Source organism: Sphingomonas sp. YR710 (assembly GCF_900101455.1).
Taxonomy (GTDB): domain Bacteria; phylum Pseudomonadota; class Alphaproteobacteria; order Sphingomonadales; family Sphingomonadaceae; genus Rhizorhabdus.
The window spans coordinates 110,943-130,164 of the sequence record NZ_FMZJ01000004.1; the positions used below are offsets into that span (position 1 = coordinate 110,943).

At 61.4% G+C, this 19,222-nt stretch carries 15 protein-coding genes; 7 read left to right on the plus strand and 8 right to left on the minus strand.

The genetic code is table 11. The features are described from left to right. Positions 1 to 51: 51 nt before the first annotated feature. A complete protein-coding gene (locus BLS13_RS06595; RefSeq protein ID WP_093450814.1) occupies positions 52 to 1,407 on the minus strand; it encodes an NAD(P)/FAD-dependent oxidoreductase in 1,356 nt (451 codons plus the stop codon). Positions 1,408 to 1,638: 231 nt separating this feature from the next. Between BLS13_RS06595 and BLS13_RS06600 the strand changes: the two genes are divergently transcribed. Beyond that, entirely contained in the window at positions 1,639 to 2,442 is an 804-nt protein-coding gene (locus tag BLS13_RS06600; protein ID WP_093450816.1) for a DUF1295 domain-containing protein, read from the plus strand. Next, entirely contained in the window at positions 2,442 to 3,467 is a 1,026-nt protein-coding gene (locus BLS13_RS06605; protein WP_093450818.1) for an SAM-dependent methyltransferase, read from the plus strand. The genes BLS13_RS06600 and BLS13_RS06605 overlap by 1 nt, the downstream gene beginning before the upstream one ends. 224 nt (positions 3,468 to 3,691) lie before the next feature. Here the strand turns inward: BLS13_RS06605 and BLS13_RS06610 are convergent, their stop codons facing one another. Then, a complete protein-coding gene (locus BLS13_RS06610; protein ID WP_093450819.1) occupies positions 3,692 to 4,066 on the minus strand; it encodes a GFA family protein in 375 nt (124 codons plus the stop codon). A 5-nt stretch (positions 4,067 to 4,071) separates the two neighbouring features. Next, positions 4,072 to 4,482, minus strand: coding sequence for a DUF2177 family protein (locus BLS13_RS06615; RefSeq protein ID WP_093450821.1), 411 nt, complete (start codon positions 4,480 to 4,482; stop codon positions 4,072 to 4,074). Between the two features lie 146 nt (positions 4,483 to 4,628). Between BLS13_RS06615 and BLS13_RS06620 the strand changes: the two genes are divergently transcribed. Continuing rightward, positions 4,629 to 5,858: a TCR/Tet family MFS transporter gene (locus tag BLS13_RS06620; RefSeq protein WP_093450822.1), complete on the plus strand. Its 1,230-nt coding sequence runs from the start codon at positions 4,629 to 4,631 to the stop codon at positions 5,856 to 5,858. A 2-nt stretch (positions 5,859 to 5,860) separates the two neighbouring features. Here the strand turns inward: BLS13_RS06620 and BLS13_RS06625 are convergent, their stop codons facing one another. Then, complete coding sequence (locus BLS13_RS06625) at positions 5,861 to 6,619, minus strand: competence/damage-inducible protein A (RefSeq protein WP_093450823.1); 759 nt, start codon at positions 6,617 to 6,619, stop codon at positions 5,861 to 5,863. A gap of 63 nt (positions 6,620 to 6,682) precedes the next feature. Here BLS13_RS06625 and map point away from each other — a divergent pair, with 63 nt between their 5' ends. From map to BLS13_RS06645, 4 genes are all read left to right on the plus strand, one after another. Further along, positions 6,683 to 7,507 (plus strand): type I methionyl aminopeptidase, encoded by an 825-nt coding sequence (gene map, locus BLS13_RS06630; RefSeq protein WP_371128186.1) that lies wholly within the window; start codon positions 6,683 to 6,685, stop codon positions 7,505 to 7,507. Between the two features lie 159 nt (positions 7,508 to 7,666). Then, positions 7,667 to 8,005, plus strand: a complete 339-nt coding sequence (locus BLS13_RS06635) for a P-II family nitrogen regulator (RefSeq protein ID WP_037526047.1) — start codon at positions 7,667 to 7,669, stop codon at positions 8,003 to 8,005. A 75-nt stretch (positions 8,006 to 8,080) separates the two neighbouring features. Further along, entirely contained in the window at positions 8,081 to 9,493 is a 1,413-nt protein-coding gene (glnA, locus tag BLS13_RS06640; RefSeq protein ID WP_093450826.1) for a type I glutamate--ammonia ligase, read from the plus strand. 143 nt (positions 9,494 to 9,636) lie between these two features. After that, positions 9,637 to 10,893, plus strand: coding sequence for a multidrug effflux MFS transporter (locus tag BLS13_RS06645; RefSeq protein ID WP_256325739.1), 1,257 nt, complete (start codon positions 9,637 to 9,639; stop codon positions 10,891 to 10,893). Between the two features lie 30 nt (positions 10,894 to 10,923). Here the strand turns inward: BLS13_RS06645 and BLS13_RS06650 are convergent, their stop codons facing one another. The 4 genes from BLS13_RS06650 to BLS13_RS06665 form a co-directional block, all read right to left on the minus strand. Then, the gene (locus tag BLS13_RS06650; RefSeq protein ID WP_093450828.1) at positions 10,924 to 15,093 is read right to left on the minus strand and encodes a translocation/assembly module TamB domain-containing protein; all 4,170 of its coding nucleotides are present in this window, start codon (positions 15,091 to 15,093) and stop codon (positions 10,924 to 10,926) included. Further along, positions 15,093 to 17,033 (minus strand): autotransporter assembly complex protein TamA, encoded by a 1,941-nt coding sequence (locus BLS13_RS06655; protein WP_256325740.1) that lies wholly within the window; start codon positions 17,031 to 17,033, stop codon positions 15,093 to 15,095. Before BLS13_RS06655 ends, BLS13_RS06650 begins: the two co-directional genes overlap by 1 nt. Before the next feature lie 171 nt (positions 17,034 to 17,204). Continuing rightward, positions 17,205 to 17,567, minus strand: a complete 363-nt coding sequence (locus BLS13_RS20975; RefSeq protein ID WP_256325741.1) for a hypothetical protein — start codon at positions 17,565 to 17,567, stop codon at positions 17,205 to 17,207. A 246-nt stretch (positions 17,568 to 17,813) separates the two neighbouring features. After that, positions 17,814 to 19,199, minus strand: coding sequence for a hypothetical protein (locus BLS13_RS06665; RefSeq protein WP_143011897.1), 1,386 nt, complete (start codon positions 19,197 to 19,199; stop codon positions 17,814 to 17,816). Positions 19,200 to 19,222: the final 23 nt, after the last annotated feature.

The window sequence follows — 19,222 nt, forward strand, 5'->3', positions numbered from 1 at the left end:
GGTCCCCCTCCCCGAGCAAGCTCGGGGAGGAATTAGAAGGTCGTAAACCTATCACGCCGCCACACCCAACGATGCCGGTGCTAGCTCCATCGACAGGCGACCGTTCGGTTGGGCGACCGTCCAGGGCCGCCGGGCGCCCAACATCTCGGCGACGGCAAGCCCGGCCTGCAAGCCGTCCTCATGGAACCCTGCCCCCAGATGCGCGCCGCAGTACCAGGTGTTGCGCATGCCCTGGATCGCCCAGATGTCGCGCTGGGCGTTGAGCGCGGCCCTGTCGAAAATGGGATGCTCGAAAGTCGCGCGATTGATCTCATGGCCAGCGCCGATTGCGCGATTGGGGTTGAGCGTAACGATCAGCGGGCGCTTGGTCGCGAAACCCTGCAGCCGGTTCATCCAATAGCTCACGCACAGATCGCCGGTCGCATCATTGGCATGGCGGCGGCCGAAATAGTTCCACGCCCCCCACAAGGCCCGCCGCTTCGGCATCAAGGCAGGATCGTCATGAAGCACACCGATATTGGTGCTGTAGCGGAACGCACTGAGCAGTTCGCTTTCCTGCGGGCTCGGATCGCCGAGCATTGCCAGCGCCTGATTGCCGTGAGAGGCGATCACCACCTGATCGAATTGATCCACATGCCCCGCCTTGTCGGTGATCGTCACCCGGCCAGCCTTGCGTTCGATATGCGCCACCGGTGTTCCAAGGCGCAGTTCCCCTGCAAAATCGGCGAGCAATTTGTCGACGTAGGTCCGGCTCCCGCCGATCACCGTGCGCCATTTCGGGCGGCTGCCGAGATTGAGCAGACCGTGATTGTCGCAGAAGCGCACGAACGCCTCGGCCGGGTAGTCGAGCAGCAGTTGCGCCGGCGCCGACCAGATCGCCGCCGCCATCGGCAGCAGGTGATCGTCGCGAAATGCATCGCCATACCGGCCCTGCTCGAGCATTTGGCCCAAGGTCATGTCGCCAAAGCCGCCGATCCCGGCCGCCGCCTCGCGATAGAAGCGCACCAGGTTGCGCAGCATCGACCAGAAGCGCGCCGAAAACAGATTGGAGGGCTGGGCAAACAACTGCCAAATTCGGTCGCCAGCGGCATATTCAAGCTTGCCGTCGTCGAGCGACACAGCAAAACTCATATCGGTCACGCGCGCGGGGGCGCCCAGATGCTCCAGCATAGCGATCAGATTGGGATAGGTGCGATCGTTGAAGACGATGAAGCCGGTATCGACGCCCAGGGTCGTTCCGTCGCCCATCGGCACGTCGATCGTGCGGCTATGCCCGCCGGGGCGATCCTCGGCCTCATACAGGACGACATCATTGCTCTTGGCGAGTAGCCATGCCGCCGAGAGCCCCGTGACGCCGCTCCCGATGATGGCAATACGCTGCCCGCTTGCCCGTCCCTGGACCATCATTCCCCCCGCTAATCGCGATATGCCTTACCGATAAGGCGCTGGTCCCAGATACGAGCGCCAACAGCCTGCGGTTGCAATATTGCCCCGATGGCCTGCTAATACCCCCGCTCCTTTCCATAAAGCGAATTCGTGGAGCGAAAATTTGTCGTGGATCAAACCGGTACGCAACAGATTGGCCTCTTCCTCCGTACAGGCTAGGAACGGCCACATACTCTGGGGGGAGGCCATCCAATGTCGGCGATTCATACGATCCTGTGGTCCGCGATCATTCTGGTGGCGATGATGTCGATTGCCTGGGCGGTTCAGAAGCGAACCCACCAATCGGGCTGGGCGGACGTGTTCTGGTCCTTCGCGATCGGCTTCGGGGGCGTGATGGCCGCATTGCTGCCCATGAGCAGCGCTCCGCTCGCCCGGCAGATGCTGGTGACCGTGATGGTCACCTTCTGGTCGGTCAGGCTTGGTCATCACATCATGACCCGGACCTTCGCGGCGAAATATGAGGATCCGCGCTATGCCGATCTGCGCAAACAATGGGGCAAGCATTTCCAGTTCCGGCTGTTCCTGTTCCTGCAGATCCAGGCACTTTGCGGCCTCGGCCTCGTCGTCAGCGTCTTCGCAGCCGCGCAGCGGCCCGGCGTCTCGCCTTCCGCCGCCGATATCGCCGGCTTGATCATCCTGATCGTTTCCGTGGTCGGCGAAGGGGTCGCAGACCGCCAGTTGCGCACCTTCACCGCCGACAAAGCCAATCATGGCAAGGTCTGCGACGTCGGTCTCTGGTCATGGTCGCGTCACCCCAATTACTTCTTCGAGTGGCTAGGCTGGGTCGCCTATCCGATCATTGCGATCGATCCTTCGGGCGCCTGGTGGCAGGGCTGGCTGGCGCTGATCGGCCCGGTCATGATGTACTGGCTGCTTGTCTATGCCTCCGGGATCCCCCCGCTCGAGGCGCATATGCTGCGATCCCGCGGCGATGCGTTCCGCTTTTACATGGCGCGCACCAGCGCCTTTTTCCCCCTCCCACCCAGGAAGAATTGATGGACCTGATTGCTGCCGCCACCAATGCCGTCGAGCGGCTCCCTTTGCCCGACGCCGTGACCCTTGCCGGCATCCAATTCCTATGCAGCCGCACCCAGCGCAAGCTGGAGAAACTGCCCAACGTCGAGGCCGCGTTCGCAGCGACGATGGGCGCCTATCCGATCGCCATCCATACCGAAGACGCGAACGCGCAGCATTATGAAGTGCCGCCGGCGTTTTTCGATATCTGCCTGGGGCCGCGCCGCAAATATAGCTGCTGCCTCTACGCGACGCCCGAGACGACGATCGCTGAAGCCGAAGACGCAGCGCTAGCGGCAACCGCCGAACATGCGCAGCTTGCTGACGGACAGGAGATATTGGAGCTTGGCTGCGGCTGGGGATCGCTCAGCCTCTATATGGCGGCGCGTTTCCCCAATGCCCGGATCACCGCCGTCTCAAACTCGCATTCGCAGCGCCATCATATCCAGAAACTGGCGGCGGCGCAGGGCCTCGGCAACCTCACCGTCATCACCTGCGACATGAACGACTTCGAGCCAGGCAACACCTTCGATCGGGTCGTCTCGGTCGAGATGTTTGAACATATGTCGAACTGGGAAGAATTGCTGACGCGGGTACGCGGGTGGTTGAAACCTGATGGCTTTCTGTTCATCCATATCTTCACCCACGATCGCGCAAGCTACCGCTTCGACCATTCGGACAAGTCCGACTGGATCGCCCAGCATTTTTTCACGGGCGGAATCATGCCGAGCCACGGCCTGATCCGCCACTTCCCGAATCTGTTCACGGTGGACGAGGAATGGCGCTGGAACGGCAAGAACTATGCCCGCACCGCCTTCGATTGGCTCGACCGGTTGGACCGCAATATCGGCGCGGTCAGGCCGATCCTGGAGAAGACCTACGGCAAGGACGCGAAGCTGTGGGAACGGCGCTGGCGGCTATTCTTCCTGGCGACCGCAGGGCTGTTTGGTTTTGACGATGGCAAGCCGTGGGCGGTGAGCCATTACCGGCTGAAGCCGGCGGCGTAAAACTCCCTCGCCCTTGCTTGCGGGGAGAGGGATGTCCGAACGCATTGACAGGGAGAGGGGGCAGTGCTGGAGATTTCGTCGCGAACCTCTTCCGCACGGGCCCCTCTCCCAACTAGCATCGCCAAGAGGCCGGGTCGATCGTGCCCCCGGGCACGATCTGCGGGATGCCGGGGGCACTCCGCACCCGGCCCCTTGGCGATGCTCCCCCTAGAGGGGGCGAGGGCTTATTTTGCGAGCCCCGCCTTGCCCTTCTCCCAATCGCGCCCGTCGAACGGTACGATCCGCACGTCGAGGCCATGTCCTTGGTCCAGGCAGCGCAGGTTGATGCTGATGCCATCCGGATGCGAACGCGGGCGATAGAAGCTCTTGATGCCGCATTGGGTGCAGAAGATGTGGCGCGCCTTGCCGCTGCCGAAGCGGTACGTGGTCGTGTCGCGCTGGCCTTCGATCAGGCGGAACTTCGTCTCCGGCACGATCAGGTGGAGATAGCCCGTCATCGAGCATATCGAACAATTGCAGTCGAGAATGTCGACCGGCCCTTCCGGAACCTCAGCCTCGAACTGCACCAATCCGCAATGGCAGCCGCCGGTGACGATCATCGATCTTACCGCCGAAAAATCGCGCTGGTGATCAGATAACCGCCGGTTCCGCCGACCGCTGACAGCACTGTGCCCCATGCCATATCCATGATCGTGATCCGGTTGCTCCACACGCTGAGCGTCGCCTGGTTGGTGAGATCATAGGTCGCATAAGCACAAAAGCCGAGCACGGCACCGTTCACCAGCGCAGTTTGCCACCGGCCCGACTTAAAGGCAGGCGCGACAGAGAAATAGACCACACCGACAATATAGATGACGTAGAACAGAATGGCCGGAACGATCCGAAGCCCGTGATTGGGTAACCGCAGCGGCTCGATCGCCTGGTACACCGTCGGCCCCATCTGGGTGAGCCAGATAGAATCCAGTGCCGCCACCACGATGACGGTCATGAAATAGGCTGTCACGTAACGCGCCATCGTTTTCTCCTCTCGACTTCGTTTCGTGCCCATCATGGACGACGCGGCGGGGAAGGTCACGCCTTATCCCTTGTCTTTGTCGGCGAAGGCAGCGATCAACGCCCCGCCGCGGCTCTGCGGCCTCGACGACCGCCACCGGAAGACAGATGACCGCATCACCCAATCCCAAAAGCGCCGTGATCTTCATCGTGCTGACCATCCTGATCGACGCGATCGGCTTCGGCATCATCATTCCGGTACTGCCCAAGCTGGTTATGCAACTCGGCCATGTCGATCTCGCCACCGCGACCCGGATCGGCGGCTGGCTGGCCGCGGTCTATGCGATAACCCAGTTCGTCTGCGGGCCGCTGGTCGGCAATCTCGGCGATCGGTTTGGGCGTCGGCCGGTGCTGTTGCTCGCGCTGAGCGGCTTTGCCGTCGATTATCTGGTGCTCGGTTTTGCACCCAGCGTGGGATGGTTGTTTGCCGGCCGGCTGGTGGCGGGCATCTTCGGCGCCTCGTTCGGCCCGGCAACCGCTGCGCTTGCGGACATCTCCGCACCGGAGGAGCGCGCGAAGCGCTTCGGGCTCGTCGGCGCGGCGTTCGGCATCGGCTTCATTATCGGCCCGGCCGCGGGCGGCTTCCTCGGCGAGATCAGCCCGCGCGCGCCATTCTATGCGGCGGCGGCGCTATGCGGATGCAATTTTCTGTTCGGCCTGTTGGTGTTTCCCGAGACCCTGGCCCCGGCCAACCGGCGCGTGTTCGATCTGGCGCGGGCTAATCCGGTCGGGGCACTCCTGTCGGTGCGGCACATGCCGGGCCTGTTGGGGCTGGCGGGCATATTGCTGCTCTGGAACGTCGCCAGCATGATCTATCCGGCGACCTGGTCCTATTTCTCGATCGCCCAATATGGCTGGTCGAGCAGCATGATCGGCGCCTCTTTGGCCTTTGTCGGCGTGTCGATGGTGATCGTGCAAGGAACGGTGCTGGGCCGCGTCGTCAAGGCGGTCGGGGAACGGCGCGCAGCAATGCTGGGCATTGGCACCGCCGCCACTGTCTATGCGATCCTGGCATTCAATCATAGCGCCGCGCTGGCCTTCCCGATCTTGGGCATATCGGCGCTGCAGGGCCTCGTGCAACCTTCGCTTACCGCACTGATGTCGAAGCGGGCCCCGGCGGACGCGCAGGGCGAGATGCAAGGCTTTATCGGCAGTCTCAACGCGATCGGATCGATCGCAGCGCCGTTGCTGTTCAACCCCGTGCTGGCGACCTTTACCGCCATCGATGCACCGGTCCGTTTCCCCGGCGCAGCCTTCCTGATAGCGAGCGGATTTGGCATCGCCGCCCTCGCCGCGCTGGCGGTCACCCATCAACGCGCGAAAACGCGAGCCTTCTAGACTCAAATTCCGTCGAGCACCGGGTCCAATCCCGTCACGGCCAGATCGCGGACCAGCGAATCGATACACGCATCGATGATCGCGATATCAGTAGACCGGATGACGAAATTCGCACCGACCCTCCCCTCGCGGAAGAACGGATAACTGCCGATCTGGCAGCCGGCATGAGCAGCCTCGGTCCTACGCAACAGGTCCGCGACCTCACTTTCGGCCACCCAGCAGCCAATCGTGCGCGACAGTACCGGTCGCCCCCCAGGAAGCTTGCCTGTCAGGGCATCGAGCATGAGCGCGGCGATATGGGGCACACCGGCCAGGATGAAGATATTGCCTGCGCGAATTCCGGGAGCGCCCGACATACGATTCTCGATCAGTTCAGCCCCGTCGGGCACCCGCGCCATGCGGAGCCGTGTTTCGGTTATCCCGCCGCGTGTCGCGTAATATTCTTCCAGCACGGCCCGCGCCTTGGGATGAATGACCACACCCACATCGAGCGCCGCGGCTATGGCGTCGACAGTGATATCGTCATGGGTTGGCCCAATTCCGCCCGTGGTGAACAGATAATCGTTGCGCGCCTTCAATGTTCGGACGGCCTCGCCGATTGCAGCCATATCGTCGGCAACCACGCGAACTTCGGCCAACCTGATGCCCTGCACGTTGAGCCAGGTCGCGACCTGCGCAATATTGCGATCCTGGGTTCGGCCTGATAAAATTTCGTCGCCGATGACCAGCAAGGCGGCGGTCCAGATGCGTTCCGATTCCATGCGTCGGCCATAGCGCGGCGCGGAGCGCTCGCAAAGCGCTCGAAAACTTATTATATGTGCGGCATGACAACATATGTGACAGCGGACGATACCGCAGCCTCCCGTACCGGAGCGATCAAGCTTCATGGCCCTGAAGCCTTTGCCGGCATGCGTGCGGCGGGGCGCCTCGCCGCCGAAACCCTCGACGCGCTTGTCCCCCACGTCGTTCCGGGTGTCGAAACGGCCGAACTCGATCGGATGATTTATGACATCACGATCGCAGCGGGTGCCGTGCCGGCAACGCTGAACTATCGCGGCTACACCCATAGCTGCTGCATCAGCGTCAATCATGTCGTGTGCCATGGGATCCCCGGATCGAAGACGCTCAAGGACGGCGATATCGTCAATATCGACGTAACGCCGTTGCTCGACGGCTGGCATGGTGACAGCAGCCGGATGTTCCTGGTGGGCGATGTGCCGATCAAAGCGCGCCGTCTGGTCGACGTCACCTATGAATGCCTGATGCTGGGCATCGAACAAGCTAAGCCCGGCAAACGGCTCGGCGATATCGGCCATGCGATCCAGAGCCACGCCGAGCGACACCGCTACGGGGTTGTACGCGATTTCTGCGGCCATGGCGTCGGGCGCCTGTTCCACGATGCACCGGAGGTCGTCCACGCCGGCCGGCCCGGCTCCGGGCCTGAACTCCGCCCCGGCATGCTGTTCACGATCGAGCCCATGATCAACATCGGCCGTCCCGACGTGAAGATGCTCGACGATGGCTGGACAGCCGTAACGCGCGACCGTTCGCTCTCGGCTCAGTTCGAACATTCGATAGGCATCACGGAAGCCGGCTGCGAGATATTCACTCTGAGTCCCAAAGGCCTACATAAGCCGCCCTATCTGTGAGCAATAACTGCTGATTTTTTCAGCATAATTGCGATATTTGCCGCTTAATATGGCAGGGCAACAGATTATCGTTGCTCTGCACTGCAGCATCCTTGCGACTCGCATGCTGCCACGCTTAATGAGAAGCCGTACCACGCAGCGACCGGGGAGGGAGCGCAGATGAAAAAGATCGAGGCTATCATCAAGCCCTTCAAGCTTGATGAAGTGAAGGAGGCCCTTCACGAGATCGGCGTTTCCGGAATCACTGTCACCGAAGCGAAGGGTTTCGGGCGCCAGAAGGGCCACACGGAGCTCTATCGGGGCGCAGAATATGTCGTGGATTTCCTGCCCAAGGTGAAGCTTGAGGTCGTCGTCGACGACAGTCTCGCGGATCGCGTGGTCGAGGCGATCACCGCGGCCGCCCAGACGGGGCGGATCGGCGACGGCAAGATCTTCATCATTCCGGTTGAAGGGGCCGTCCGGATTCGGACGGGGGAGAGGGATGCCGACGCGATCTGATCGCGCCGCGCAAGGACAGGCAAGAGCGCAACGACGCTTAATCCAACCAGTTTTCTCACGGGGAAGGCAAAGCATATGGCGAACAAAGCCGCTGACATTCTGAAAATGATCAAAGACAAGGAGATCGAGTGGGTCGATGTCCGCTTCACCGACCCTAAGGGCATTTGGCATCACTTGACGATGTGCTCGGGCGTGATCGACGAGGATTCGCTCGAAGTCGGCCTGATGTTCGATGGCTCGTCGATCGAAGGCTGGAAGGCGATCAACGAATCGGACATGATCCTGCGCCCCGATCTGGACGCGGTTTACGTCGATCCCTTCTCGGCAACGCCGATGCTGATCCTGGTCTGCGACATCGTCGAGCCGCTCGACGGATCGCTCTATGCTCGCGACCCGCGCTCGACAGCGAAGCGCGCCGAAACCTATCTTAAGGAGATCGGTATCGGTGACACGGTCTATATCGGCCCCGAACCCGAATTCTTCATGTTCGACGACGTGCAGTTCGATACGACCTACAGCTCGAGCTACTACAAGCTCGACGACGTCGAGTTGCCGACCAACACCGGCAAGGCGCTCGAAGGTGGTAACATGGGCCACCGCCCACGCGCCAAGGGCGGCTATTTCCCGGTCGGCCCGGTCGACACGACCGTCGATATCCGTGCCGAAATGGTGTCGACGATGATCGAAATGGGCCTGCCCATGGACAAGCATCACCACGAAGTCGCCGGTGGCCAGCACGAACTGGGCCTGACCTTCGGCAAGCTGGTCGAGACCTGCGATCGCATCCAGGTTTACAAATATGTCGTGAAGATGGTCGCCCATGCCTATGGCAAGACCGCAACCTTCATGCCGAAGCCGATCAAGGCCGACAATGGTTCGGGCATGCACACCCACATGTCGATCTGGAATAACGGCAAGAACACGTTCGCAGGCAATGGCTATGCCGGCCTTTCGGATACCTGCCTTTATTATATCGGTGGCGTGATCAAGCATGCCAAGGCGCTCAATGCCTTCACCAATCCGACCACCAACAGCTACAAGCGGCTGGTGCCGGGTTACGAAGCCCCCGTGCTGCTCGCTTATTCAGCGCGTAACCGTTCGGCTTCGTGCCGCATTCCTTATGGTGCTGGTGAAAAGGGCAAGCGCGTCGAGTTCCGTTTCCCCGATCCTCTCGCCAATCCATATCTGTCGTGCGCGGCGCTGCTGATGGCGGGTCTCGACGGCATCCAGAACAAGATCCATCCAGGCGAGGCGATGGACAAGAACCTCTATGATCTTCCGCCGGAAGAGCTTTCGCTGGTTCCGACGGTGTGCGGCTCGCTTCGCGAGGCGCTCAACTCACTGGCGGCCGATCATGAGTTCCTGCTCCGTGGTGGCGTATTCACCGAGGACCAGATCGAAGCCTATATGGAGCTCAAGTGGGAAGATGTCGCCCGTTGGGAAATGACGCCGTCCCCCGTCGAGTTCGACATGTACTATTCGGGCTGATTGTTCTCAAATCAGCTATTATGAAGGGCTTCGGAGTTTCGGCTCCGGAGCCCTTCTGCTGTTTAAGCGGTGCCAATGCTTGCCAAGCTGGCGCCCGCTCCCTATCGCACCGCAGCATAATACTGAAAATCTGGGAATAGTTCGTGACCGCGCCCGCCGAAAATCCTACCCGCCTGCCCCATCCAGGAATTTCGTTTCGCGAATTCGTGGCGATGATGGCGGCTCTGATGGCGGTCAATGCGCTGGGGATCGACACGATGCTGCCGGCGCTTCCGGCAATAGCCGCGGATTTGGGGGTTACGATCGAGAATCACCAGCAGTGGATCGTGGCGTTCTACGCAGCAGGCTTTGGCATCGCGCAATTGTTCTTCGGCCCGATCGCCGATCATTTCGGTCGCCGCCGGGTCTTGATCTCGGCGATGGTCGTCTACGCCGGAATGTGCTTTGCCGCAGCGCAGGCCAGCAGTTTCCCGGTCCTGCTCGCCGCGCGATTCATCCAGGGGCTCGGCGCGGCTTCAACGCGGGTGCTTTCCGTGTCGATCGTCCGTGACTGCTATTCCGGCCGCCGAATGGCGCGTGTGACGTCGCTGATCTTCATGGTTTTCCTTTCGGTGCCGGTAATGGCGCCAAGCATAGGCCAGGCGATCATGCTGGTCGCACCTTGGCACTGGATATTCTACGGTCTTGGCATCTTCGCCTTTTCGATCGCGATATGGGCGGCGATGCGCCTGCCGGAAACGCTGGAAGCTGCCCGTCGCAGGCCGGTGCGGCTGAAGTCGATAGGCGAGGCGCTCGCGTTGACGATCACCAATCGCTATTCGCGGGGCTATACGCTCGCAATGTCGTGCATGTTCGGCGCCATGATGGGCTTTCTGAACAGTTCTCAGCAAATCTTCGCCGACGTCTTTGGTCGGCCGAAGCTCTTTCCGATCGTGTTTGCCGGGATTGCGGGCAGCATGGCACTCGCCTCGTTGATCAACTCACGGATCGTGGAGCGCTTTGGATCACGCCGTGTTTCGCATACGGCGCTTCTCGGAGTCATCGCCACCGCCACCGCACATGTGCTGATCATTGTCGCCGGGAAAGACACGCTGGTGGCATTTTGCACGCTGCAGACGCTCACCATGTTCTTCTTCGGTCTCACGGGCTCAAATTTTGGCGCCATGGCAATGGAGGAAATGAGCGAAATTGCAGGTTCGGCGGCGTCCGTTCAGGGTTTTGTATCGACATTGGGCGGGGCAGGCATTGGGCTGCTGATCGGGCAGAGCTTCAACGGCACGACATTGCCACTCGTGCTTGGTTTTGCCGCCAACGCCTGTGTCGCCCTGGCGATTGTTTTCGTGACGGAACGAGGCCGGTTATTTCGTGCCCATCATGTCCGGCCGGCGGATATCGCATAATCCGAATCGGAACATCTTCGTGCGCATGGATCAGTAATCCTTCGATATTTTCACGCTCGCGCTCTGCCGTCCGATTGTCGATATGGTGGACAGCAGCGACAGCCATCGCGTGATTTGGAACTCGACATTGGTCGCCGAATAACCCTGCCCGTCGCTGACCAGTTCGACAAAGGTTCGACGACCGATATATTTGCCGACGGCCACCGCGGTCCCCTGCCCCGTCGTCGGATCGGCGGGAAGTATGCGGAGCCGATCGAGCCCTGCCGCGCGCCGGACCGCGTTTATGGGGTCAAGCCCGGTTCCATTGCCGCGCAGCGAGGCAACCGCCGCCGCCAATTGCAGCGCTTCGGGCGCCGACAGGTTTGTGATTGAGGTCCCGAATAGCAAGCGCGATAACAGCTCGTCTTCAGGCAGGGCCGGGGTACTTGTGAAACTTATGTCGGGCCGCTGGCCGGTTCCCGTCACCGTGATCGCGGCGCTGACGCCGTTGATATTGGCGTTGGCGACGATATCGAGCACTGGATCGGGAGGTGTTTCCCCCAGAAATCGGATAGAACCGCGCTCGAGATCGAAGCGCCGACCGGCAAACTGATATCCGCCGCGGATAAGATCGGCCCGACCCTGGATTGACGGATTTTCAATCGTCCCACCGAGCACCAGCCTGGCCCGCCATTCGCTGTCGAGACCAAGTCCGGTGACCGCAAGCTGGTTGCGGGCATCAGCCTTTATGTTCATGCGCCATGGCGCGCGAACGCGGGTAGCAGCCGGATCGACGTCAGATCTATTGATTTCGCTGACGTTGAACTGGGGGATAGCCTGGGCAGCGGCCGCCCGGCCGAGGCGAAAACGGCTGCGGATCAGCCGGACGTCTCCGGCGATGGTCCCGCCACTGCCATCGGATTTCATCGTCATCGGGCCGGTGATCGTCGCGCCGATATCGTCCCGGTTCAGCAATTGCGCATTTTGGGCGTCGATCGCGACATCCATGCCAAGACCGCGCCCTCCTGCAAAATCGAACGTTGCACGGCCACTGATATGTCCATCGCCACGCGTCTGGCCAGCGAGACTGCCGATTACGAGCCGCGATCCATCGAACTGGCCCGTCGCGACAATGTTGGAGATGACGGTTCCGGTCACCGCACTTTCGAGTCGGGCCTGAGCGGTACGAACCGAACCACGGATCGTCGGCCTGGACACACTCCCGGAAATGTCAGCGCCGATCGCAACAGGCCCGGACAGATCGATGGTTTCGATACCGATCAACCGCCAGATCGTCTCCGCGGGGCCGTCGTATCGCAACTGTGCGAAAAGGGTGCCCGCATCGATACGATCGGCAAGGTCTCCGCCCGGCGGCAGGTTCGCAATCCGCGCCTGCGCCCGGCCGATCACCTTTCCGCCGCTCGAGACGATCGCCCGGGCGGCCGCCGCATTCTCGGTGAGTATGGCCGCAACGGCAACATCGGCCGGTCTGGACGATAGCACCAACCCAGACCGTGACAGGCCCTGTATCTTGAGATTGGCCTGTCCTGTCGGGATTCGGGCACCGCGTTGGAGGTGATAGTCGAGATTTCCCGTAGCACTCCCTGCCAGTCCCAGTTGCGGGTAGAACATATCGAGCACCGACAAAGGCATGCCCTGCACGCTCGCCCGCACGTCATTGGCAGCGCCACCAAAACGACCGGACAGCTCGGCCCGGCCACCGCTGAATTCGATTCTCGTGGGCTCGAGGCGCCAGGCATCGCCATCCCGTGTCAGCGTCGCATCGCCGTTGATGCTGATCGGCCTCCGGTCGATCATGCCCTGGCCTGTCGTCACGATGCTGTTAGAAGTGATGCGGGAAACCGTTCTGACCTGAAAACCCTGGCCGCGCGAGCCGGATAGGTCGGTGGCGATTGTCCCCTGCCCTTGCGTCATCGCAATATCCGCGCGACCACGTGCCAGGTTGATCGTGCCGCGACTTGCCCCCAGCACGGAGATCTTTGCATTCATGGTGATCCCGGCAGGATCGAGCATGATCGTGCCATCGAACCGGCCACGGCCAACTGAAATCGGCACCACTGTAGCGAAATTCGCCCGCAACGCCTGCAGATGCGCTTCGATCAGCTGATGTCCGTCGCGCGCACTGAACGTCAACGGCCCTGAAACCGAACCGGCAGCAAGATCGATACGCCCCGTAAAGCCACCCTGTTCCGATCGCAGGCTACCAGCGCCCTTCATGCCCGAGACAGCCACCGTATCGACCGCGATCGTGGCGGGCTGTCCGGGCGGAAGTACGATCGCACCCGCACTCGAAAATGCCCCGATGATCGATCCGCCCGCCGCGACATAGTCGAACCCGCGGGGCGTGGGGTTGAGCCCGACGCGCACAGTGTTGAGACCCAGCGCCTGCACGGGCGAAGCCAGCATCAGATCGATCTTGGGTCGCTCGATGCGGCCATCGAGCTTCAGTTGGAGCGAGCCATATTCCCGCTGCGTTCCGCTCCCCTGAAAATAGAAGGTGCCGTCGTGGCGCCGCATCCCGTTCCCAACGATGCGGATCGAAGGGCCCGTCAGAACCAGCTTGTCGAAATACAATATTCCGTCCGGTCCCCGGCGCAGCGCTGTATCGATCTGTGGGAGCCCGCCGGCTAATGATCGGAGGAAAGCGTTGTCAAAACGCCTGATCCACGCCCGACCTCGCCCGACCACCTGCGTGCCATGGCCGCCCGCACCGGGCATCACCTTCAGCTCGGAATTGACGTCGACGATGCCAAGTCCTGGGATCAGATAGCGCTCCATCTTGCCGGACAAGGCGATATCATATTGTCCCGTCACCAAATCGAGTTTCAGCGCGAGCTTGCCACCAAGTCGATCGGATGACAGCGCCAGATCATCTCCCGTGACGGTCTTGGATGTTGCCCTGAGTATCCCGTTGATCTTCAGATTTGCCAAAATACCGCCGGCCACATCCCCCACACCGGTGACGCGGCGCGCCGTCAGGCGAATCGGCAAGCGGACCGGCGACGTACCAAACACTCCTTTGCCTTCGGCGCGAACAATGTCGAACCCGGTCGTATCGAACGCGACATGGTCCGCCGTCAGCGCATAGGTGAAGCCGGCCGCGCTAAAGGCTCCGCCAAGTGTCGCGTGCACGCGAACATTGGAACCGGCCATATTCGGGAACAAGGCCGGCGGTTTAAGCAGGCGGCCGTCGATCACTACGCCATCGAACGCATTTTGTGCGAGATCGAGCATACCGGTGCCGACCAGTTCCAATTCCGGCGTCCGCAGCGCAATTTTGCCATCCAGCCGGCGATCGATCAGAGTCGCGGCACCGTCGACCCGGATGGCCGGCGCAGTCAATCGCTGGAGCTTTCCACTGAGCAGGCTGGTCGGTGCCAGTTGCCCACCCAACCGATATTTGCCGCGATCAACGGCAAGATTGAGCTCCACCAGTCGAATATCGCCGATGTCGAGTGTCGCCCGCCCCTTCCATGTCGCCCAAGTGCCATCCCCGGAAATGACCCCGTTAATGGGTCGCTTCAGTCGGGCGATGCCGGCCAGCACGCCATTGGCGGGGCCGATGATCTTTGCATCCAGATCGAAACGATTGCGATCCGGTTCCGAATCAAGCAGCATCTTGAGCCGATCGCCTGCGCTGCTGTCCCCACTCAGTTTCAGCAGCACGCGGCCGCGCCGAACGTCCGCCGACGCATCGATATGGGCTGCGCGAGCCTGTCCCGACACGATCGCACCGATCCAGAGTTTGGCAATTTGCAGCCGGCCGACATGAATGTCGAAACCCGGCAGAAGTGGCCCGTTTTTGCCCGAAGGCCGCAAAGCCGGCAGCCTGTGCAGGATCACCAGATCCGACTGGACGTTTCGGAGATCAAGTCGGTTGGTCAGCCAGGATCCGGGTTTCCAGCTCAGGTCGATCTCGGGCGCTTCAAGGAACAGACCGCGTGTATCGTATAGCCGAAGGTCCCGGATCGTTGCCCTGTTCCAGATCGATCCGTCGATCCGGCCAATCTTGATCCGTAGCCCGGACGAAGGCGTCAATGCGGCAATCCTGTCGATGATAAGCCTGTGCCCCGGTGCCGTATCAATCACCCAGACCGCCACCGCCACGAGCGCCAGCAAACCCACAATGAGCGTCGTCAACCAGCGCAGCGCGATGCGCGCATAGCGCTGCGCGCTGCTGCGGGGCGCAGATTCCGTCATCAGAACGCCTGCCCCAGCGAGACATACACCGCGATCCGGGAGTCGCCTGATCTCGGGTTCAGAGGTGTTCCGACGTCGACACGGATCGGCCCAAAACTCGTATAATAACGCACACCCATGCCGGCGCCGTATCGCAAATAATTGAATGTCGGGAATTTCGACGTGTAGAGATTGCCGCCGTCGAGAAACGGCACGACGCCAAAATCGCCAAAGCGAATTCGGCCTTCGATCGAAAATTCTGCGAGGCTGCGGCCGCCGGCGGGATCGCCATTGATGTCGACGGGGCCGATTGCTTGATAGGCATAACCACGCACCGATCCGCCGCCGCCCGCATAGAAGCGGCGCGTGGGCGCGATACGCTCGACATTGGCGCCGACAATCGAACCGAACCGCAACCTGCCCGCCACCACGATCCGGTCGGATATTGGCATATAGCCGCTTCCGTCGATTTGCGCCTTCACATAGCCGAACGCACCGCCCTGCAGCGAGGCCTCCGGTGACACGCGGCCGGCCAGACGAAATCCGCGAGAGGGATTCAACAGGTCATTTGAGCCGTCGTACGACAGGCTCGTCGGCAACGCAGCGATCAGGTAGCGGCGGCTGCGCGGTGCCCCCGTGGCCTTGACGGTATCGTCCTCCTTCGACGCGACAAATTCGCCGCCATAGGACCATGTCCATTTCTTTTGCCAGATGATCGTCTTTTGGCGCTCAAGCCCAGCCGCCAAAGTGATGCTGCGGGCGTTGAATGCGTCCTCCTTCAAATGGCTGAACAGGACCTGCCCTGTCAGCACCCGATCCCGCGCCTTATAGTTGCTCCGCCGCAGGATCGCGCCAGCCGACTGCTCCTGCGTGCCCAGCACGCCGCGAAATGTCACCGCCCCCTCAGGCTGGATCAGATTCCGATGCTGCCAACTCGCCTCGATCCGATAGCCTTCGCCGGTGCCGTAACCGATCGCACCCGCAATCGTACGCGGCGGCGCCTTTTCGAGCTTCACGTCAATATCGACGATGTCGCCGACCGACGTCTGCACCGGCTTGATGGTCACCGACGAAACCAGCCCGGTCTGGATCAGCGCGCGGCGGAAATCCTCGATACGCGCGGCATCATAGGTGTCACCGGGATGAAAGCGTGCGATTCGGCCCAGATGACGGATGCTGAAAAGGCGATCGCCGCTGATCCGAATCTGGCCAAATTTGCGCAGGCCCGCAGGATCGACCGCCATCGTCAACGTGGCTTTATGGGTTTCGTGATCGACGACGATTTTCGGATCGCCTACCTTGGCAAAGACGAATCCTTCGCGGCCCAACAAATTCCGTAAGGCCGTCTGCCCTGCCGCGATCCGGTCAGAATCCACCGCCTGACCGACTGCGACGCCGAAGGCGCGGTGCAATCCGGCGGCCTTCTCTTCAGCGGATTCAATTCCCGGCAGATCGACAACGGAGAAGGTATATAATGTCCCCGGTTCAACCGAAAGCGTGACGCGCAATCGCCCAGGCTCGATCTGTTCGATATGCGTCGACGTCGACGCATCATAATAGCCTGCCGCACGCATCAGATCGCCCAGAAGCTTTTCGTCGGCGCGCGCGCGACGATCGATCTGCGCCGTATTGCCGGTGCCCTTCCCTTCCTCGAGCGCAGACAACGACTTGAACCGCGCCCGTACGCTTCCCTCACTCGCGGATGACAACCCATCGACGCCCGTAAGCCCGTCGATCTGGATCTGATAATGTTGTTCGGCCTGGCTGTCCCGAACCGCCGCCGCGGAAACCGCTGGCATCTGCGGAGCGGCGGCCGGCGCGGCAAAATCAGGTGCCGTCGGCCAATCCACGCCAAAGCCGGGCATTGGCGCCATTTCCGACGATGGATCGAACGACGGCCCCGGATCGTTCGCAGGCGATTGGGCACATAAAGGCGAGGCACCCCAAATGGCGAACATCATAAGGGACTTGGCGCCAGACGCCCGACCGGCAAACATCGGACGACAGTAGCGCCGGGCTGCGCCTCTCGCCAGTACCCGTTTCATCCAAACGTCGGATAGAACCGGCTGTCCGCCGAACCGGCCATGCTCGAGCCGGCCTGGCATTCATTATCTTATCCGAGTGCTACCCGCCTAATGCACCGTTCCAAATGATATCGGCTGGCTCAAAACAGAAACGATCCTTTCGATTTGACGCCATTCGCAAAAGCGGACGGCATTGCCCAGAGTACGATAATGGCGCGCCCGCGATGCCGCTTCGGCGGCGGCCGTCTCGCCCAGCGTCGCCATCAGATCGGTCGCGATCTCGATACTGGCAACATTGGCAATATAGAATAGCTCTTCCAAATCTCGCCCCTTTTCAAACTCTTCTCCCAAATACCCAATGTTCATGCCAAGATATTCGACATACCTAAACTCAAGGCCTTCGATGGTGGACAAAAGGTTCACCAGGTCCCCGATCGGGACAATCATCCCGATGCGGGACAGTCGGTACATTTGGGCCGCCAAGCCTGCCGGTAAGCAAATCATCTGGAAGACGCGACGATCTCGTGCCATGACACGCCATGTTTCAGACGGGCAAAGCATCCCGCGCCGGCGGCGCAATCATCGCAGCGACAATCCTCGTGGGGGCAGTAATCGGCGCCCGGCTCGGTCAGCCATCACTAGGCACGGTAATCGGTGCAGTCTCGGGCACCGTCATCACGATCGCGATATTCCTTTACGACCGTCGGCGATGAGGCCCTAGCGCCGGACGAGATTTCGCAACACACCCAGCGCGAGGTGTAGCGGCTGATCGAGCAACCCATCGCCATCCAGAAGCGCGGACGCGTCCGCAGCAACCGGAACGGTACTATGCGCAGGCTGATGTGCCGTGGGAGATCCGGGTTCCGGTTGCCAGGTCGTCGCCTCAGCGTGCACCGGATGCGGCATGAGCGGCGCGGCAAATGACGGCGGCGGCGGGGACGGCGCCATGGCCTGCGGCAACGGAGCCGCGGGCGGCGGTGGCGGAACATGCTGCGGGGCTTCGAACGCAGCCAATTGCTTTTGTATCTCGCGGACGGGCGGCGGTGTCGTCGGCCGGCGGCGGCGCATCCCTTCCTCAAGGCGCATCAGTAAGTCGCCCAACGGCGCGCTATCGAGCCGCTCTCTCGGCATCGCGACCGATTGCGTCGTCGACGGCTTCGCTGCTGGCGTGGATGGCTGAGCCTGCTGCACTGATGGCACGGCAAGCGGAGACACGACTGGCGGCGAAATGAATTCCGGCGCTGGAAACGCCGTGGATAGTTGATCGGGCGCCGGCTCTTGTGGCCGCGATGTCATGGGTCGAATTCCCAAACCGTTCGATATCGCAACATCCGTGAAGGGTTGCGGTATGATCGGCTCACCCCGAAATTGCTGTGGAGGCTGTTGCAAGGGCTGCGGAGGGGGTACCCATCCGGGCAGATCGGCCAGCGGCGATGCAGGCCGCGATGCAGTGGTCGCCCTCGGAGCAGCCGGCGACACAGGAAGCACCAGGTCGAGCGCATCCGGGGTCACGCCCGTAATGGGAGGGATTGCCGGCCCACTCGGCGCCGGACGTTCGACATCGGACAATAACCGATCGATTGGCGGCAGGAACTGATCGACCGCGATATCGAATGGAACCGGTGCCGGCGGCCAGGCGCCGGACTTCGGCGGGTCGCCAATATCGTTGCGGGCAGACAGTGGGCGACGAGGGTCGTTCGGATTGACAGGTGGACCAACCTCGGTGATCGTTCGCGGTACGTGCTTGATCAGATCGAGTGGATCGGCAGGGCGATACCCCTCGCCTTCTTCCTCATAATCATCTTCGCGTTGACGAATGATAGCCGACATGCCGACCCGACCGAACAGCAACCAGTCGATCCCCACCCAGCCGAGGCCGGCGGTTGCAATGCCGGCCAATACGGCCAACAAGCTGCGGTCATCTTGTGAAATGGGCGGTTCGGCCTGGACCATGACGCGCGAAAGGCCGCTTATCGTAGTCAGTTTTTCGAGAGCATGCTGCGGTAGAGCAAGAACAAGAAAGGCCGCAGCCGCACCGATGAGAATCGCCAGCGCGATCCCCATCAGCAGGCTGGTATGCCTGTTCATCTCTTTGCGAACCATCAATACGCCCATGCTACACCTGT

Bases quoted from the DNA above. Each gene is read 5' to 3' on its own strand.
- BLS13_RS06605 (WP_093450818.1), top strand. From the start codon at position 2,442: ATGGACCTGATTGCTGCCGCCACCAATGCCGTCGAGCGGCTCCCTTTG.
- BLS13_RS06625 (WP_093450823.1), bottom strand. From the start codon at position 6,619: ATGGAATCGGAACGCATCTGGACCGCCGCCTTGCTGGTCATCGGCGAC.
- BLS13_RS06620 (WP_093450822.1), top strand. From the start codon at position 4,629: ATGACCGCATCACCCAATCCCAAAAGCGCCGTGATCTTCATCGTGCTG.
- BLS13_RS06650 (WP_093450828.1), bottom strand. From the start codon at position 15,093: ATGACGGAATCTGCGCCCCGCAGCAGCGCGCAGCGCTATGCGCGCATC.
- glnA (WP_093450826.1), top strand. From the start codon at position 8,081: ATGGCGAACAAAGCCGCTGACATTCTGAAAATGATCAAAGACAAGGAG.
- BLS13_RS06615 (WP_093450821.1), bottom strand. From the start codon at position 4,482: ATGGCGCGTTACGTGACAGCCTATTTCATGACCGTCATCGTGGTGGCG.
- BLS13_RS20975 (WP_256325741.1), bottom strand. From the start codon at position 17,567: ATGTACCGACTGTCCCGCATCGGGATGATTGTCCCGATCGGGGACCTG.
- BLS13_RS06665 (WP_143011897.1), bottom strand. From the start codon at position 19,199: ATGGTTCGCAAAGAGATGAACAGGCATACCAGCCTGCTGATGGGGATC.
- BLS13_RS06600 (WP_093450816.1), top strand. From the start codon at position 1,639: ATGTCGGCGATTCATACGATCCTGTGGTCCGCGATCATTCTGGTGGCG.
- BLS13_RS06655 (WP_256325740.1), bottom strand. From the start codon at position 17,033: ATGATGTTCGCCATTTGGGGTGCCTCGCCTTTATGTGCCCAATCGCCT.
- BLS13_RS06610 (WP_093450819.1), bottom strand. From the start codon at position 4,066: ATGATCGTCACCGGCGGCTGCCATTGCGGATTGGTGCAGTTCGAGGCT.
- BLS13_RS06595 (WP_093450814.1), bottom strand. From the start codon at position 1,407: ATGATGGTCCAGGGACGGGCAAGCGGGCAGCGTATTGCCATCATCGGG.
- BLS13_RS06635 (WP_037526047.1), top strand. From the start codon at position 7,667: ATGAAAAAGATCGAGGCTATCATCAAGCCCTTCAAGCTTGATGAAGTG.
- map (WP_371128186.1), top strand. From the start codon at position 6,683: ATGACAACATATGTGACAGCGGACGATACCGCAGCCTCCCGTACCGGA.